Source organism: Paenibacillus sp. FSL R5-0470, from assembly GCF_037975205.1.
Taxonomy (GTDB): domain Bacteria; phylum Bacillota; class Bacilli; order Paenibacillales; family Paenibacillaceae; genus Paenibacillus_AQ.
Genome location: NZ_CP150238.1, coordinates 4,860,576 through 4,877,349, shown reverse-complemented (window position 1 = coordinate 4,877,349; position 16,774 = coordinate 4,860,576). Strand labels below are relative to the sequence as shown.

Genomic DNA, 16,774 nt, shown 5'->3' with positions numbered 1-16,774 from the left:
GAAGTATTTCTAAGAAGCGAAGCTTCGTAAAACTTTTAAGATTATGCTTACGAAGTGAGTTTTACTTCGTAAAACATTTGAGGAGTGAAAAGATGTCTGACAACCAAAAGTTGACTGACGTGATCATGCCGCAGCTGGCGGAATCGCTAGTATCGGCGACGATCGGCAAATGGCTGAAGAAACCGGGCGATCCGGTAGAGCAATACGAACCAATATGTGAGCTTATTACAGATAAAGTAAATGCTGAATTGCCTTCAACGATAGATGGAGTTATGGGTGAACTATTGGCGGAAGAAGGTCAGGTTGTCAATGTCGGCGAAGTCATTTGTCGTATTGCCGTGCCTGTGACTGCATCTGCTGCTGCAAACGTGACTAACACTAACACAGTTGCAGCTAATTCCTCTAATAATGTTGCAGGACAAAGTGCGACTTCAACTGCTAACGATACGATGCGTGCACGCTATTCTCCTGCGGTACAGACTTTGGCGGCTGAGCATAACATCGACCTGACTTTAGTTATGGGTACTGGTATGGGTGGCCGAATTACCCGTAAGGATGTGCTGACCTTCATCGATAGTGGCGGAGCTACATCTCCAGCTTCGATTTCTGCTAGTCAACCAACCCCAGTGGTGTCACAACCGCCTGCTCCACAGTTCGTTCAAGCCCAAGAGAAGAAGGCGGAAGAGCCTCTTCGCCATTCGGGTCTACATTTGAGCGAATCTCCTCGTATTCCAACAATTGAAGTCGAGGGTGGCCGAGGCAGCAGTTCGGAATACCTGATTGATGTAACACCAATCCGGAATACAATCGCTACAAGAATGCGCCAAAGTGTCTCGGAGATTCCGCATGCTTGGACAATGATTGAGGTAGATGTGACTAATCTGGTCGCACTGCGCAATAAACATAAGGATGAGTTCAAGCGTAAGGAAGGTATCAATCTAACCTATCTGGCTTTCATGATGAAGGCTGTTGTGAGTGCGATTAAGGATTACCCGATTATGAACTCTGTCTGGGCTGTAGACAAAATTATTGTCAAACGTGATATCAATATCTCGTTAGCGGTAGGTACTGAAGATTCGGTTATCACTCCTGTAATTAAGAAGGCGGATCAGAAAAACGTTGCCGGGCTGGCACGTGAGATTGATGAATTGGCACAAAAAACCCGCGAAGGCAAACTGAGTCTGGAAGATTTGCAGGGAGGGACTTTCACTGTAAATAATACCGGCTCATTTGGCTCCATTCTTTCTTATCCAATCATTAACTATCCACAGGCAGCGATTTTAACGTTTGAATCGATTGTAAAAAGACCTGTGGTCATTAACGATATGATAGGTGTACGGTCAATGGCTAATATTTGTCTGTCGCTGGATCATCGGATTCTGGACGGAGTGATTTGCGGTCGTTTCTTGCAACGCGTCAAGGATAACATTGAAGGATATACCCCAGATACGAAACTTTACTAAAAAATAATAACGAGCCAAACTGTGCAGGCATGAGACTGAAAAAGGGGACCTGACGGTATGAATAATTCGGATATTCGTAAGCTGCAGATTTCATATGACCCTATTATGGAGTATGGGGAGGCTTGGGATCTGCAAAAGGAAAGTGTGCACGCCATTGATGCTGGTGAGCAACCGGAACGATTGATTCTTTTGCAGCATCCGCCTACCTATACTATTGGTTCACAGAATCATCCCGAACATCTTCTTCTAGATGAAGAGCAGCTCAAAGAAAAAGGAATTGCGCTGTTTGAAATCGACCGGGGAGGAGATATTACATATCACGGACCGGGTCAGCTTGTAGGTTATCCGATCCTTATGCTCGGTGAAGAAGGTAAGGTGGATTTACGCGGGTACTTGCGCAGTCTGGAAGCTGTGATTATTGATTATTTGGCATCCTACGGAATTGTAGGAGAACGGAAGCCGGAGTATACAGGGGTATGGGTTGGCGACGAGAAGATCTGTGCCATTGGTGTTAAGTTTAACAAAAGCAAATTCCGAAGAGGGTTTGTTACTAGCCATGGTTTTGCTTTTAACATTTCTGAAGGAATATCTGGATACGGCTTTCAAGGGATTATTCCATGCGGTATCACTGAATTTGGAGTAACTTCCCTAGAGGAGTGTGCAGGTCGTCATTTTGAACTACAAGATGTGGCCAAAGAATTGGTTCCATATTTCCTAAGACACTTTCCTTATGAAGAGCAGGATGAGTTCTTTGGCACTATGGCTTAAGGTTTAATAACGAACTAACAGGCAAGCCAAATAGCGGCAAGGGGGTCCCTAGCCGCTATTATCAATGTTCCTTGTGAAGAGATTATCCTGCAAGGAAAGGCTCGATAACCATAAAGAGCGTAGAGGCAATCATGGCGAACAACATGACGTAGATGAAGATTTTGAACCACTTATTACGTTGCATGAGTAACTCCTTTAGATTTAGTTTAAGTTAATAGCATGAAGATGGATGGTCTTTCTGTACAACCATTGTAACGTATTCACGAAAGAGAGGGAAGTCCAGTGATTTCACAAGACAGATTGATTCAAGAATTTATGGAGCTTGTCCAAGTTGATAGTGAAACAAGAAATGAGCGGCAGATTGCCGATGTGCTCAAGAGCAAATTTAACGCTCTTGGCTTAGAGGTTACCGAAGATGATTCCCAGGAAAGAACTGGACATGGAGCGGGTAATCTGTTCATTACCTGGCCGGCTGAGAACGGTGGATCTGCGCCAAAGCTTCTGTTCACTTGCCATATGGATACAGTTGTTCCTGGACAAAATATCAAGCCTACGCTCGGCGCGGATGGATGGATTACAAGTGACGGCACTACGATCCTTGGAGCAGATGACAAAGCTGGGCTAGCTGCACTGTTCGAAGCGATCAGAGTGATTCAAGAGCAAAAATTGCCACATGGTCAGATTCAGTTCGTAATTACTGCGGGTGAAGAATCTGGATTGCTAGGTGCACGTTCGATGGATCCGAGCAATTTGGATGCAGACTTCGGTTTCGCACTCGATTCCAATGGTGAAGTCGGTGCGATTGCAGTTGCGGCACCTACACAAGCTAAGATTACGATGCAAATCTTCGGAAAATCAGCTCATGCAGGTGTTAATCCAGAAGACGGCATCAGTGCGATTCAAGTAGCCAGCAAAGCGATTGCTGCCATGAAGCTTGGTCGGATCGACAACGAAACGACTGCGAATATCGGTAAATTCGCTGGCGGCGGACCTACGAATGTGGTGTGCGATCACGTTCAATTGGACGCAGAAGCACGTAGTATCGTGCAGGAAAAAGTTGGCGATCAAATCGCTTCGATGCGTGAGGCACTGGAGACCACTGTCCGCGAATACGGTGCAGAATGCGAATTCCGCAGTGAAATTATTTATCCAGCGTTCAGCTTTAATGAAAATGATCCAGTGGTACAGCTTGCACAGCGGGCTATCACTTCTATGGGTCTTACGCCGCGTCTGTTCCACTCTGGTGGAGGAAGTGACGCTAACGTATTCAATGGCTTAGATGTTCCGACCATTAATCTCGCAGTAGGATACGAGCATATCCATACCACTAAGGAACGGATTAAAGCCGAAGATATCGTTAAAGTGGCTGAGCTTGTAGTAAATATTGTTAAAGAGAGTGTGAAGGGCTAACCTTCTTATAAAATAACAGAGCAGCGATCCTACCGTAACGGTGGATTGCTGCTCTGTATTTTTTTATGGGGAGTTTAATGCAGCCAGATTTAGGGGCATCCAAAAAAGTTATTTGAGGCTAAAGGACCCAGATGACGCTATAAGCAAATTTATCGCCTTTTGGGACACCTCTATATTCGGATGCACATGTATGATTAAATCCTAAAGGAGAGAGTGAATTTAACCTGCTTTGGTTGGAATGATCTTGGATTGATCCTTTAGGGAGAGAATGTATGAGAGAGGCATATCGGGCCCATACCGCTCTATCCACCTAGCTAAAATGGCCTTGATTTCCTCCGGTTTACCTACCATTGTAACTGCGGATGAGCTTGTACGGCTGAAGATTTCGTTCATCTGAAATTCCTTCTTTCCCTTTAAGTTTGCTATAATACACCGTATGCACAATAGAGAAAAAGGAGACCAGAAACTTTATGGGAGAACAACATTTGCACAGCAAACCCGAGCTTGATGAAGTGACATTGTCTACGCAGCCTGTTTTTGATGGGAAGATTATATCTTTACAGGTGGACACAGTGAGACTGCCTGATGGAAATACTGCGACACGTGAAGTTGTGAAGCATCCCGGCGCAGTAGCGGTGCTTGCTTTAAACAACAACAAAATGCTTGTTGTAGAGCAATACCGTCAGCCCATGCAACGCACAGAAGTAGAAATTCCGGCTGGGAAGCTGGATAAAGGTGAAGATCCATTAGTTGCGGCTGGTCGTGAACTTCAAGAAGAGACTGGATTTCACAGTGGAGATCTGAAATTGCTTAAATCCTTCTATACTTCTCCCGGCTTCGCCGATGAGATTATTCATTTGTATGTGACTACTAATGCAAAGCCAGGGGATATGTCCCTGGACGAGGACGAATTTCTAGAAGTTTCAGAGCTTACCCTGGAGGAAGCGTATCAATATATGGCTGACGGGCGCATCGCGGACGCGAAGACGATGATGGCAGTGTATGCTTGGCATCTATACACGCTGACAGGCCAATGGAATTAACAACTGAATTGAAAAGTTTCTATTGCGATCTGCATGTTCATATTGGACGAACGTCGGAAGGACAAGCGGTCAAAATCAGCGGCAGCCGCGAGCTTACCTTTGCGGGCATTGCCAAAGAGGCTGCAGAGCGCAAGGGACTAGAAATGATCGGTATTATTGATAGTCATTCACCAGGCGTTCTACGTGATATTCAGCGTTCCTTGGAATCTGGAGAGATGACGTTAGCTGAAGGTGGAGGGATTGCTTACCGAGGGACTACGATCATTCTGGGAACAGAGATTGAAATCCGCGAGCCTGGGCGAAAAGAGTGCCATGTGCTCGCCTACATGCCGGACGTGGAGCGCATGACCGATTTTAGTGCGTGGATGAGCCGCTATATGCGGAATGTGAATCTAAGTTCCCAGCGCCTGTATGCTCCGGCTAGGGAGCTTCAGGATGAGATTTATGGGCGGGGAGGCATTCTTATCCCTGCACATATATTCACGCCTCACAAGGGCTTGTACGGCTGTGCAGCGGAGCGTATGGCAGACATCTTTGATCTGGATCGCATAGCAGCAGTTGAGCTAGGGCTGAGTGCAGATTCGGAAATGGCGGGTTATCTTTCTGAGCTGGATGACTTCACATTCCTAACGAACTCTGATGCGCATTCACTGGGCAAACTAGGTCGCGAGTATAATGTAATGGCGTTGGCACGACCTTCTTTTGCTGAACTACGACTCGCACTAGAACGTAAGGAAGGGCGGAAGGTAACAGCCAATTTCGGTCTTAACCCCCGGCTTGGTAAATACCACCGAACCTACTGCGGAGGTTGTGGCAGTATTATTGACGAAGCTTATGTCACATCGGAACGCTGCCAGTATTGTGGCAGTCTTAAATTGGTGAGAGGTGTATTCGACAGGATCCTAGATATCGCAGACCGCAAGACGCCTCTAGTACCCGCAAACCGTCCGCCTTATCACTATCAGGTTCCACTTGAATTTATTCCAGGCCTCGGGAAGGCTAAGATGAACGCGTTACTGCAAGCTTTTGGCACGGAGATGAACATTTTACATGGTTGTGGTGAAGCGGAAATTGCTAGCGTAGTAGGAGTGGATTTGGCGGCTATGATCGTTCGGGCCCGCTCAGGCATATTGGAATTATCAGCAGGCGGTGGGGGAACATACGGTAAAGTCGTACAACCTGGAAAGTAGAGTTATTGTCCTAAGGACAAGTCATATCGCGGGACGTTTTCTCATATGGTGTAACATGTAACCGGAAAGGGGAACGTCTCGATGCGTAATTTAAGGCTGATGATGAAGGAACAGACGCCTCTGTATATTTTTGTCGGCGTATTATTTCTGGTAGGTGTTGTATTTGGAGCTCTTATCGTTAGTGCGCTTACGATGGATCAGCAACAGGAGCTGGGGGATTATCTAGGAAATTTCTTTGTAACGGTTGATCAGCAGGGTCTACCCGCAGCACCTGATTCGTACTGGAGTATAGCGGCCTTAAATCTGAAATGGATTGGGCTGATCTGGATCCTTGGATTATCAGTCATCGGGCTGCCGGGAATCTTGATTCTTGATTTTCTTAAAGGAGTATTGATCGGCTTTACGGTCGGTTGTCTAGTAAGTCAATATTCATGGCATGGAATGCTGTTCGCATTAGTCTCCGTGGCTCCGCACAATCTGGTACTGATTCCTGTGTTGTTAGTAAGTAGTGCAGCGGCGATCGCCTTTTCCTTACAGATGATTCGTAGCCGAGTGCTAGGACAACGTCGGACGCCAGTGACTCGACCTTTTACTATGTACACCATATTGTCACTTGTAATGGCACTGTTGATTCTGGGCATTTCTAGTTTTGAGACCTATGTTACGCCGATCATGATGCGCTGGGTTACGCCTTCACTTGTACAAGCAGTGACTACCTTGGGCTTGCAGTAAAAGCGTTTGACTTCTCAAAGCGACACCCCCTATAATGGAAGAAGTGGTTTGAAGACCGGTGAGGTTATTTTCCAAGGGGGAGGGAGACAATGGAAGCTCGGATAGACAAAATTAAGCAACAGTTACAATCCCAAGGATACAAGCTTACACCCCAACGGGAAGCGACCTTAAGAGTGCTGCTGGAGAATGAGGAAGATCATCTTAGCGCAGAAGATGTTTTTATGCTCGTGAAAGAGAAAGCTCCCGAGATCGGTCTTGCGACTGTATATCGTACCCTGGAACTTCTTAGCGAGCTTCATGTCGTAGAAAAGATTAACTTCGGTGACGGTGTCGCCCGTTATGATCTGCGAACAGATACTGCGAAGCACCATCATCATCATTTAATTTGTGTGCAATGCGGTAGTATGGATGAGATTCGCGAGGATTGGTTAGGTCCGCTAGAAGAGCGACTGGAGAAAGAATTTAATTTCACAGTGCTTGATCATAGACTTGATTTTCATGGGATATGCTATCGGTGTAGCGATAAGAATAATTCAAACGGAAATCCGTCCTAAGTCATCTTATAATGAAATTCACTTCATAAGCTCTCCCCGGTTTTTTTACCGGAGAGAGCTTTTTAAATGATTGGTCTATTGGAGATATACATATCAGTCCGTTTTGGTGCATAAGGTGAAGGACGAGCAGATCTTAACTGTATGTAGAGGGAGGCGTCCATATGATCGTTTCTGTGCCCAAAACAGTTCGAAAGCTGTATTTTATGATCATGTTTGTGGCTCTAAGCTATTTGCTATACAGTGCTATGAGCTGGCTTGGTGAATGGATCAGTCCGATAGAGAATTATGGAATTCCTGAAGGCTCCGCTGTTCGGGCTTTTGATCATGCCGATCGTGGTGATGATGGTCTGGATACAAGACAGCGTTTGCGCTTCTATTACTGGTATGGAGAATGAAAGCTTCGCAGGAAGCAGGAACAAGCGAGAAGAATGTCGAAGAAAACAAGGTGGATTCATGCAGCGTATACTAAATGTACACATCTGCAGAACCCTCATGCTGAATGTGCTGCAGGAAGTCACTATGAGTAGCTGCGCCAGGACAGGAGCGTGAAATAATGAAGTCACACTTGCAGCCGTTTTTACATTATTTGTCCGGAGATAAAGGCTTGTCCCCGAATACACTGGAATCTTACGGTAGGGATGTATCGCAGTTTCTGGAGTTCGCTGAAGAGCGGGGGGCTAGTCAGCCTGATGAGATCCGAAGATCGCATGTGATATTATATCTTGGCTCATTACGCGGAGCTGGTCGAGCAACAGCAACGTTGAACAGGAGCGCAGTGTCCCTCCGTGCTTTTTTTCATTATTTGCTGAAGGAACGTTTGATTGAGCAGGATCCAACACTGGACATGGAGACCATGAAGCCTGATAAGAAACCTCCTATGGTGCTTACCATTTCGGAAATAGAGCAGTTATTGGCTGCGCCGGATGTAAGTACGCCACAAGGGATGCGCGATAAGGCTATGCTGGAATTACTCTATGCAACAGGCATTAAGGTCTCTGAATTAATCTCACTTAACGTGGATGATGTGCACACGGATATGAAATTTGCGCGTTGTACAGGAACTTCTGGCAAGGAGCGGGTAGTTCCCATTGGAACTCTTGCAGCTGAGAGTGTAGCGGCTTACACTTCACTTATGCGGGACAAGCTGCTTCGTGATCACCAGGAGGAACCAGCCATGTTCCTGAATAGTCTAGGCGGAAGATTAACCCGGCAAGGCTTTTGGAAAATCATAAAAAAATATGCACGGGAAGCAAACATTGAGCAGGATATTACCCCGCATACACTTAGGCATTCCTTCGCAGCCCATTTACTGGAAGGCGGAGCAGATTTGCGTTCCGTACAACAAATGCTGGGTCATGCCGATATTTCGACGACTCAGATTTATAACGGTATAGCCCGTAAGAATATGAAGGAAGTATATGAGAGCCACCATCCTAGAGCTCGATAATTCTGCTTTAAAGATGCTTTTTGTGAGTAAGATGGTTATGATGGAATCATACTGAAAGGATAGACTGGGGAATGATCCGCAGGTTATCTTTTAGCAGAAACGGATACCTGATAAGCGGTACATTGTATCGCTAGCTTCGGAAGCGTATGTCTTCTGGAAGACGGTACAGCCGTTTCTTCTTGTTGGTACGAAAGAATATCTACATTAAAAAAGGAGTGAAGACAACAATGTCCTCATTTAAACGAATTGGTTTTATTGTTCTAGATAGTGTTGGTATCGGTGAAGCGCCAGATGCTGCGAATTTCGGTGATGCTGGGTCGCACACGCTTGGTCATATATTGGATCGTGTTCCTGGTTTGAAGCTTCCTAATCTCCAGAAGCTCGGGTTAGCTAATATTGCTCCGCTGCCACCGCTAGAGCCTGTAGCTTCACCAACAGGTTACTACGGAAAAATGCAGGAAGTATCTGTAGGCAAGGATACGATGACCGGACACTGGGAGCTAATGGGGCTGAAGATTGAGGTTCCTTTCAATACGTATCCTGACGGTTTTCCAGCAGAATTGATTGAGAAGTTCGAAGCGGCAACTGGTCGTAAGGTAATCGGGAATAAACCGGCTTCCGGAACGGAGATTCTTGTTGAATACGGCGAAGAGCAAATGAAAACCGGTGCTTGGATTGTCTATACCTCTGCGGACAGCGTATTCCAGCTTGCTGCACATGAAGATATCATTCCACTCGAAGAGCTGTACAGCGCTTGTAAAATAGCCCGTGAGCTGACGATGGCTCCAGAATTCTCGGTTGGTCGCGTGATTGCTCGTCCATATGTTGGCGAACCAGGGAAATTCGTTCGGACGCCAAACCGGCATGACTATGCTGTGAAGCCGCCAGAACCAACGGTAATGAACGCGCTGACTGATATCGGTAAAGATGTTATCGCGGTTGGTAAGATCAACGATATCTTTACAGGAGAAGGAGTTAGGGCTTCTTATCCAACGAAGAGCAATGAACATGGAATCGAAGTTACTATTGAGCAGCTTCGTCAACCGTTTGACGGTTTCCTGTTTACGAATCTGGTGGATTTTGATTCTTTGTATGGACATCGTCGTGACCCAGAAGGATACGGCCGTGCACTGGAAGTGTTCGATCAGGCCCTGCCTGAAATTCTATCTACGCTCGGTGAAGATGATCTATTGATTATTTCTGCAGACCATGGTAACGATCCGATCCATAGTGGAACTGATCATACCCGTGAATATGTACCGCTCTTAATCTATAGCCCGCGGTTTAAACATCCAGAAAGTTTGGGCATTCGTGAAACCTTCTCTGATGTAGCTGCAACCATTGCAGATAACTTTGGTGCGAAGGCGCCGCAGTATGGGACAAGCTTTTTAGCGAAACTGCAATAAAAGGGTTGTGGGTTGCTCCACAACATCAATGAAGGAGGATCATCCATGAGCGCATTAACTCAAAAAGAAATTCAAGAAGCAGCCATATATATAAAAGATAAATGTCCGGTGGCTCCGGAAATTGGATTGATCCTTGGTTCAGGCCTCGGTGTGCTTGCAGACCTTATTACTGATGGAGTAAGCATTCCATATGATGAGATTCCTCACTTTCCTGTTTCTACTGTAGAAGGACATGAGGGCGAGCTATTAATTGGTATGATCGAAGGCCGCCGAGTCGTGATGATGAAGGGCCGCTTTCATATGTATGAGGGTTATGGACCGGAGGTAACGGCATTCCCTGTACGGGTTATGAAAGAGCTTGGTATAGCCAGTTTACTAGTAACGAATGCAGCTGGTGGAGTGAACACTGATTTCAAGCCGGGTGATCTTATGCTTCTTACGGATCATCTTAATATGACTGGACGGAATCCTTTAATAGGACCTAATGATCCTGCACTTGGTGTGCGCTTCCCAGATATGTCGACCGCCTACAGTCGCCGCCTGATCCAGGTAGCGAAGGAAACGGCAGCTCAGCAGAATTTCGAGTTCAAAGAAGGCGTATATGCAGGTCTATTGGGACCTTGCTACGAAACGCCTGCTGAAATCGTAATGCTTCGTACGCTAGGTGCCGATGCTGTGGGCATGTCTACTGTATCGGAGACCATTGTTGCTCGTCATGCAGGTATCGAGGTATTGGGCATCTCCTGTATTACTAACATGGCCGCGGGAATCCTGGATCAACCTCTCAATCATGAAGAGGTGATGGAAACTGCAGAACGTGTGCGTGAGCGTTTCTTGAAACTGGTCTTAGGCTTTATTCCGAAAATGTAATTTCGGGCACTGCATTTTGAATTACTGGGAGGTCATATTTATGACACAAGTGATTAAATTTAAGCCATTGACGCATGAACAGGTAGTTAATTTAACTAAACCAAAATATATCGGATTTGCTCGCGCAAATGTCCGTGAAATGCAGGTGTAAAATGAGAGCTGTCGACATTATTCAGAAAAAAAGAGACGGTGGAGAGCTGAGCCGTGAGGAAATATCCTTTCTAATTCAAGGCTATAGTAAAGGTGAAGTTCCTGATTATCAACTTGCCGCTTGGGCCATGGCGGTTTATTTTCAAGGCATGAACGCACGGGAGACCGGCGATCTAACGATGGAAATGGCGATGTCCGGTGATCAAGTGGATCTGAGCCCAATCGCAGGCATTAAGGTTGATAAGCACTCCACAGGTGGAGTGGGAGATAAAACCACCGTGGTGCTTGCACCGTTGGTAGCCTCTGCTGGAGTACCGGTAGCGAAGATGTCCGGCCGCGGACTTGGGCATACAGGAGGTACACTTGATAAGCTGGAGTCGATCACTGGCTTTTCTATAGAGATGGATCGCGAGCGTTTCTTTGATCAAGTAGGGGAGATCGGAGCTGCCGTGATCGGCCAGTCGGGCAACATTACACCCGCTGACAAAAAGCTGTATGCCCTTCGGGATGTAACAGCAACTGTTGAATCCATCCCTCTTATTGCAAGCTCAGTGATGAGCAAGAAGATTGCAGCGGGTGCAGACGCCATTGTACTGGATGTCAAAACCGGCAGCGGTGCTTTTATGAAGACGCTTGATGATTCTATTGCGCTTGCCCAGGCTATGGTGGATATCGGCACTCATTTGGGTCGTAATACCGTTGCCATCATCAGTGATATGGATCAGCCACTGGGTTACGGGATCGGAAATGCGCTGGAAATTAAGGAAGGAATCGAGACCTTGAAGGGTCACGGTCCTAAAGATTTGCAGGAAGTCTGCCTTATTCTGGGCAGTCAGATGCTTGTTCTTGGCGGTAAAGCCAAGGATGAAGCGGAGGCTCGTTCAATTCTGATGACACATATTGAAGATGGCACAGCGCTGGAGAAATTCAAACAGATCGTGAGTGCGCAAGGCGGAGATGTTTCACAAATCGATGATCCGGGGAAACTCCCTGCTGCTAAACGATTCATTGAAGTGAAAGCGAAGACTAAGGGTTTCATTGAGGGGATTCAAGCAGAAGAAATCGGCATTGCTGCTATGCTGCTTGGTGCAGGACGTGAAACTAAGGAATCTGTAATAGATTTGGCTGTAGGTATTCAACTCTCTAAAAAAGTTGGAGATGCTGTAGAGATTGGGGATACACTTGCAGTATTGCATATCAATGATGCCAGTGATAAGAAAGTGGAGGAAGCTGAGGGCAAGGTGTTAGAAGCTTACCGTATTACTTCTGAATCGGTTCCACCATTGCCATTGGTGTTCGCGCTTGTTACGAAGGATGGAGTAACACGGTACTAGCCAAGGAAATGTAATTATTGTCATGACAAAGACCTGAAATAGACAGTAAAACAGCGAGCCTCGTTAATAGGAGGCTCGCTGTTTTACGTTTTTGACGGAGCAGCTACAAATGCTTATCGATAAGATTGAAAATCTGAGAAGCCCCGCTGCTTGTATTACATAATACGACCACAGTCTCTCCACTAGCCGGATAGAAAGCCGATCGGAAGGAAACACCGGGATCGTAGCCCATAATGTGAAATTTGAACACTTTTTCTTCTCGGAGGGTTATCCATACACCATAACCATAATAGCCTTCACCATCCACATGTATGTGGGGAGTAAGCAACAATGAAGTGAGTACTGGACTCAAAAGGGTATGGTTCATTAGCCCGTTCCAGAATAACTGCATGTCAGGAGCGGTTACGAAAGCTCCACCGTCAGCGCCTCCTTTTACCGGGATTGAATAGATGTTGCTTCTCCAGCTACCGTTCTCTTCTTCTATGTATCCTAGTGCACAGTTGGCTGGTAAGGCATCTAACGTAAAGTAACCGGATTGCTCCATTCCGCAAGGCTTAAAGATGTGAAGCTCCACATAATCGGAAAAGGACATTCCACTCAATTCCTCCACCAGAAGACCTAGCACGATATATCCGGCATTGTTGTAGTGGAAACGTTCACCAGGGGTCCACATCATGGGGAGGTTTCTAAACATCGGTATAAAATCTTCCAGTTGCCGTAAAGTGTACATAGGTTGTGTCTTCCACAGTTCTTCGAAGTCATCCATGATTGTTTCATCAAAATAATCTGGAATCCCAGAGCTATGCGTAAGTAACTGATGTATGGTGATTTCAGAACTAAAGAGAGGGAACTCTACCTTCTTCAGATAGTCTGATAATCTGCTTTCGAAAGAAATCAATCCCCTTTCGACGAGTTGACAGACGGCAATTGCTGTGAATATTTTACACCCGGAAGCGATCCCGAACCGAGTATGAATATTGTTTTCGCGCTTATCCGACTTATTGGCATAACCGTGACAGCTGCTGGCGATTTCTTTATCATATTGTTTTGCTAGTACTACGCCTGAGAAATCGTTCTGTTTTGCTTCTGTCTCAATATAAGTTTCTAGTGGGTTCATTCGTATATTCACTCCTCTGTAAGACAGTATAGGTTCTTAGTTAGCATTCGTTGAAAGTCTACGATTTACCTTTAAAAGTCCTAAAATGAGAGCTAAAAAAATGGAAATACTTTAAATTTGAAATATTATTTAATCTCCCCTATAATAAAAATGCTCTGCAACTGCTGCTGGGCTTTTTTTAATTGATGACATCCTTACTTCTTGAGATAAATAATTGTGGTTATTTCCTTAAAAATGGAATAATTTTCACCCTTTCTGACGAAACTGGAACACAGTACCTGTGATATGAAGGTTAACGTTCAGGAGGGGAACCATTGTGAGAAAAATGCGTTTTGCTGTGCTTGTGCTCTGTATCGCTGTATCGGTTCTAGGACCTATGTCAGGCGCTTATGCAGAAGAAAAAACCAAGGACTCTGGCAGTAATGCTGCCGCTGTAGACCTCGCACCGGGAGCACGTTCTGCTATTTTGATGGACGCTGGTACCGGAACTGTTATTTATGAGAAGAACAGCCATGATAAGCTGCCTCCCGCAAGTATTACGAAGATTATGACGATGTTACTAACGGTGGAAGCGCTGGATGAAGGAAGGCTGCAGCTGACTGATAAGGTGCGAACAAGTGAATATGCGGCTTCTATGGGCGGATCGCAGATTTTTCTGGAGCCTGGTGAAGAAATGTCGGTAGACGATATGCTCAAAGGTATCGCTATGGCTTCTGGTAATGATGCTTCTGTGGCGATGGCGGAGAAAATTGCTGGTTCAGAGAGTGCGTTTGTCGATCTGATGAATAAACGTGCAGAGGAACTGGGTCTAAAAGATACCCATTTTGCCAACTGCAACGGTCTTCCAGCCGCCAATCACTATTCCTCAGCTTACGATATTGCGGTCATCAGTCGTGAGCTTTTGAAGCATGATCAAATTATCAAATATACCGGTTCCTATCAGGATTACTTACGTAAGGATTCAACCAAACCGTTCTGGTTGGTGAACACGAACAAGCTAGTGCGTTTTTACACTGGTGCTGATGGTTTGAAGACTGGTTATACTGCTGAAGCAAAATTCTGTTTGTCCGCTACTGCAGCAAGAGATGGCCTACGTGCTGTCGCTGTTGTGCTAGGCGAGCCGAACACAAAGACACGCAATAGCGAAGTGTCAGGCATGTTCGATTACCTGTTCTCGCAATATAAAGTACACACGATCCACAAAGAAGGAGATGCCATCGGCACCCTAAAGATTGAAAAGGGCGTAAAATCTGAGTTGCCGATAACAGCCAAAGAGACGTACAGTGTTCTTTTGAAAAAAGGTGTGACTCAAGAAGGCATTCGCCACGAACTAGTATTGCCGGAAAGCGTGAAGGCTCCAGTAGCTGAAGGTCAATCTGTGGGCAAGCTAGTGGTCTACCAAGGAACCCAAGTGATTAAGGAGTATGAATTAAAAGCAGGGGAAGCTGTGCCGAAAGCAGGCTGGTGGAAGCTCTTTAAGCGCACAACAGGCTCGATGTTCGGCGTAGATTAAAAACAGTTTTTTTGTAGATTACCCCCATGTACTCTGTAGATTCATAGGGGTTTTCTTCTAGTTTTGTCGTGAGGCAGGATTCCTGATTTGCCGCGTAGAAAACCTTGTCCTTGAAGGGAATAGGTACTGTCTTTCAAGGTCAGTTTTCAAAGCAACGAAGAGGAGAGTGGCAAGCATGAATTCTCATGTGGAGATGGAGCATCACAGGGGTGTGTTGATTGTCCGTTTATCAGGGGAGTTGGATCATCACGCAGCCGATTTTGTAAGAATGGATATGGATGAAGCGATTATGCGTGGTCAGGTATCGCATTTGGTTCTTAGTCTTAAGCATCTGCAGTTTATGGACAGTTCAGGCCTAGGCGTGATTCTGGGAAGGTATAAACTGATCCACAGTAAAGGTGGAAAAATGGTTGTGTGTGACGCAACGGCACCTGTGAAGCGGCTGCTGGAAATGTCAGGCCTGTTCAAAATCATGCCCCTATATGACGACGAGAGTACTGCACTCTCGGATTTGGAGGTTGCGTTATGACAAATAGTAAGGCTGGTAACTTCATGAACGTGCAGTTCGCTGCACGCTCGGAGAACGAATCGTTCGCACGTGTAGTCGTAGCGGCGTTCGTTTCCCGGCTTGATCCTACGATGGACGAGCTGAATGATCTGAAGACAGTCGTGTCGGAAGCGGTCACCAACTGTATTATTCATGGGTATGATAGTGATCCGGAAGGTATTGTGACCATTTCGGCATCGCTGGACAACGAAACGGTACATCTAACCATTGAGGATCAAGGACGGGGCATTGAGGATTTGGAGCTGGCGCAACAGCCGCTGTATACCTCTAAGCCAGAGCTGGAGCGGTCGGGCATGGGCTTTACTATTATGGAGAATTTCATGGATGAATTTGAAGTCACTAGTGAACCGGGACACGGTACTTCTATCTCAATGAAGAAAACCATCGTCTCGAAAAAAGCTTTATACAATTAGGGGTTGGAGCCATGGATGCAGAGTCAAAAAAAGCTCCGCCGACCTATTTGGACGATGCGGAGGTCAAACGTCTTATCGCGCTCAGTCAGGCCGGAGATAGTCTTGCCCGCGACACGCTTGTAAGCTGTAATATCCGACTGGTCTGGTCGGTAGTACAGCGGTTTATGAACCGCGGGTATGAGCCTGACGATTTGTTCCAGATCGGTTGCATTGGACTCCTGAAGTCCGTTGATAAGTTTGACCTCAGCTATGAGGTCAAGTTCTCCACTTATGCGGTGCCGATGATTATCGGTGAGATTCAGCGTTTCCTTCGTGACGATGGCACCTTGAAGGTCAGTCGTTCCCTTAAGGAAATGGCTAATAAAGTTCGTAAGATGAAGGACGAAATGTCTAAAACGCTTGATCGTCTGCCTACGATTGGTGAAGTTGCGGAAGCGCTAGGGGTTACACCCGAAGAAGTGGTATTCGCTCAAGAAGCCAATAAACCACCGACCTCTATCCATGAGACGGTGTTTGAGAATGATGGAGATCCGATCACGCTGATTGATCAAATCGCTGACGAATCACAGGAGCGTTGGTTCGATAAGCTGGCATTAAATGAAGCTATCGGAGGCCTCAGTGAACGTGAACGTCTGATTGTCTATCTACGCTACTATCGTGATCAAACGCAGTCGGAGGTCGCCAGTCGTCTAGGGATCTCTCAAGTGCAGGTATCCCGGCTGGAGAAGAAAATATTGCAGAATATCCGTGAGCAGATTGCTCAGTAGGATAAAGTTATTCATGTAATGACGCTTGT

At 46.0% G+C, this 16,774-nt stretch carries 19 protein-coding genes; 16 read left to right on the top strand and 3 right to left on the bottom strand.

From position 1 onward, the window contains the following. The first annotated feature begins 92 nt into the window (after positions 1–92). Positions 93–1,463, top strand: a complete 1,371-nt coding sequence (locus tag MKY99_RS21640; protein WP_339266272.1) for a dihydrolipoamide acetyltransferase family protein — start codon at positions 93–95, stop codon at positions 1,461–1,463. Between the two features lie 57 nt (positions 1,464–1,520). Beyond that, on the top strand, positions 1,521–2,231 hold the full coding sequence (gene lipB / locus MKY99_RS21635) for a lipoyl(octanoyl) transferase LipB (protein ID WP_076284505.1): 711 nt from the start codon (positions 1,521–1,523) through the stop codon (positions 2,229–2,231). 82 nt (positions 2,232–2,313) lie between these two features. On the opposite strand, the gene prli42 is transcribed toward lipB, so the two are convergent. Then, on the bottom strand, positions 2,314–2,415 hold the full coding sequence (prli42, locus tag MKY99_RS21630; RefSeq protein WP_094872112.1) for a stressosome-associated protein Prli42: 102 nt from the start codon (positions 2,413–2,415) through the stop codon (positions 2,314–2,316). 98 nt (positions 2,416–2,513) lie between these two features. Here prli42 and MKY99_RS21625 point away from each other — a divergent pair, with 98 nt between their 5' ends. After that, a complete protein-coding gene (locus MKY99_RS21625; protein ID WP_339266270.1) occupies positions 2,514–3,641 on the top strand; it encodes a tripeptidase T in 1,128 nt (375 codons plus the stop codon). 219 nt (positions 3,642–3,860) lie between these two features. On the opposite strand, the gene MKY99_RS21620 is transcribed toward MKY99_RS21625, so the two are convergent. Beyond that, a complete protein-coding gene (locus tag MKY99_RS21620) occupies positions 3,861–4,034 on the bottom strand; it encodes a hypothetical protein (protein WP_179085764.1) in 174 nt (57 codons plus the stop codon). A gap of 77 nt (positions 4,035–4,111) precedes the next feature. Between MKY99_RS21620 and MKY99_RS21615 the strand changes: the two genes are divergently transcribed. The 9 genes from MKY99_RS21615 (at position 4,112) to MKY99_RS21575 (ending at position 12,367) form a co-directional block, all read left to right on the top strand. Beyond that, the gene (locus MKY99_RS21615) at positions 4,112–4,684 is read left to right on the top strand and encodes an NUDIX hydrolase (protein ID WP_076299537.1); all 573 of its coding nucleotides are present in this window, start codon (positions 4,112–4,114) and stop codon (positions 4,682–4,684) included. Next, entirely contained in the window at positions 4,675–5,874 is a 1,200-nt protein-coding gene (locus MKY99_RS21610) for an endonuclease Q family protein (protein ID WP_076284508.1), read from the top strand. Before MKY99_RS21615 ends, MKY99_RS21610 begins: the two co-directional genes overlap by 10 nt. Positions 5,875–5,955: 81 nt before the next feature. Further along, positions 5,956–6,606, top strand: coding sequence for a stage II sporulation protein M (gene spoIIM / locus MKY99_RS21605; RefSeq protein WP_076284509.1), 651 nt, complete (start codon positions 5,956–5,958; stop codon positions 6,604–6,606). 89 nt (positions 6,607–6,695) lie between these two features. Next, the gene (locus MKY99_RS21600) at positions 6,696–7,160 is read left to right on the top strand and encodes a Fur family transcriptional regulator (protein ID WP_042129744.1); all 465 of its coding nucleotides are present in this window, start codon (positions 6,696–6,698) and stop codon (positions 7,158–7,160) included. A gap of 161 nt (positions 7,161–7,321) precedes the next feature. Continuing rightward, complete coding sequence (locus MKY99_RS21595) at positions 7,322–7,555, top strand: DUF4227 family protein (RefSeq protein WP_188114651.1); 234 nt, start codon at positions 7,322–7,324, stop codon at positions 7,553–7,555. Positions 7,556–7,713: 158 nt separating this feature from the next. Next, entirely contained in the window at positions 7,714–8,607 is an 894-nt protein-coding gene (xerD, locus tag MKY99_RS21590) for a site-specific tyrosine recombinase XerD (protein ID WP_042190365.1), read from the top strand. 227 nt (positions 8,608–8,834) lie between these two features. Further along, entirely contained in the window at positions 8,835–10,013 is a 1,179-nt protein-coding gene (gene deoB, locus MKY99_RS21585; RefSeq protein WP_339266268.1) for a phosphopentomutase, read from the top strand. A gap of 45 nt (positions 10,014–10,058) precedes the next feature. After that, positions 10,059–10,883, top strand: a complete 825-nt coding sequence (locus MKY99_RS21580; protein ID WP_042190359.1) for a purine-nucleoside phosphorylase — start codon at positions 10,059–10,061, stop codon at positions 10,881–10,883. Positions 10,884–11,035: 152 nt separating this feature from the next. Then, complete coding sequence (locus tag MKY99_RS21575; RefSeq protein WP_339266265.1) at positions 11,036–12,367, top strand: pyrimidine-nucleoside phosphorylase; 1,332 nt, start codon at positions 11,036–11,038, stop codon at positions 12,365–12,367. Between the two features lie 103 nt (positions 12,368–12,470). Here the strand turns inward: MKY99_RS21575 and MKY99_RS21570 are convergent, their stop codons facing one another. Continuing rightward, a complete protein-coding gene (locus MKY99_RS21570; protein WP_339266263.1) occupies positions 12,471–13,484 on the bottom strand; it encodes a serine hydrolase in 1,014 nt (337 codons plus the stop codon). Positions 13,485–13,860: 376 nt separating this feature from the next. Between MKY99_RS21570 and MKY99_RS21565 the strand changes: the two genes are divergently transcribed. The 4 genes from MKY99_RS21565 to sigF all read left to right on the top strand — a co-directional run bounded on the left by MKY99_RS21565 (position 13,861) and on the right by sigF (position 16,745). Beyond that, on the top strand, positions 13,861–14,997 hold the full coding sequence (locus tag MKY99_RS21565) for a D-alanyl-D-alanine carboxypeptidase family protein (RefSeq protein WP_231573502.1): 1,137 nt from the start codon (positions 13,861–13,863) through the stop codon (positions 14,995–14,997). A 175-nt stretch (positions 14,998–15,172) separates the two neighbouring features. Then, the gene (gene spoIIAA / locus MKY99_RS21560; protein WP_042129729.1) at positions 15,173–15,526 is read left to right on the top strand and encodes an anti-sigma F factor antagonist; all 354 of its coding nucleotides are present in this window, start codon (positions 15,173–15,175) and stop codon (positions 15,524–15,526) included. Then, complete coding sequence (spoIIAB, locus tag MKY99_RS21555) at positions 15,523–15,978, top strand: anti-sigma F factor (RefSeq protein WP_042129726.1); 456 nt, start codon at positions 15,523–15,525, stop codon at positions 15,976–15,978. Before spoIIAA ends, spoIIAB begins: the two co-directional genes overlap by 4 nt. 11 nt (positions 15,979–15,989) lie before the next feature. Then, positions 15,990–16,745 carry an RNA polymerase sporulation sigma factor SigF gene (sigF, locus tag MKY99_RS21550; RefSeq protein ID WP_042129724.1) on the top strand — a complete coding sequence of 252 codons (756 nt, stop codon included), beginning with the start codon at positions 15,990–15,992 and terminating at the stop codon, positions 16,743–16,745. The last annotated feature ends 29 nt before the right edge of the window (positions 16,746–16,774 follow it).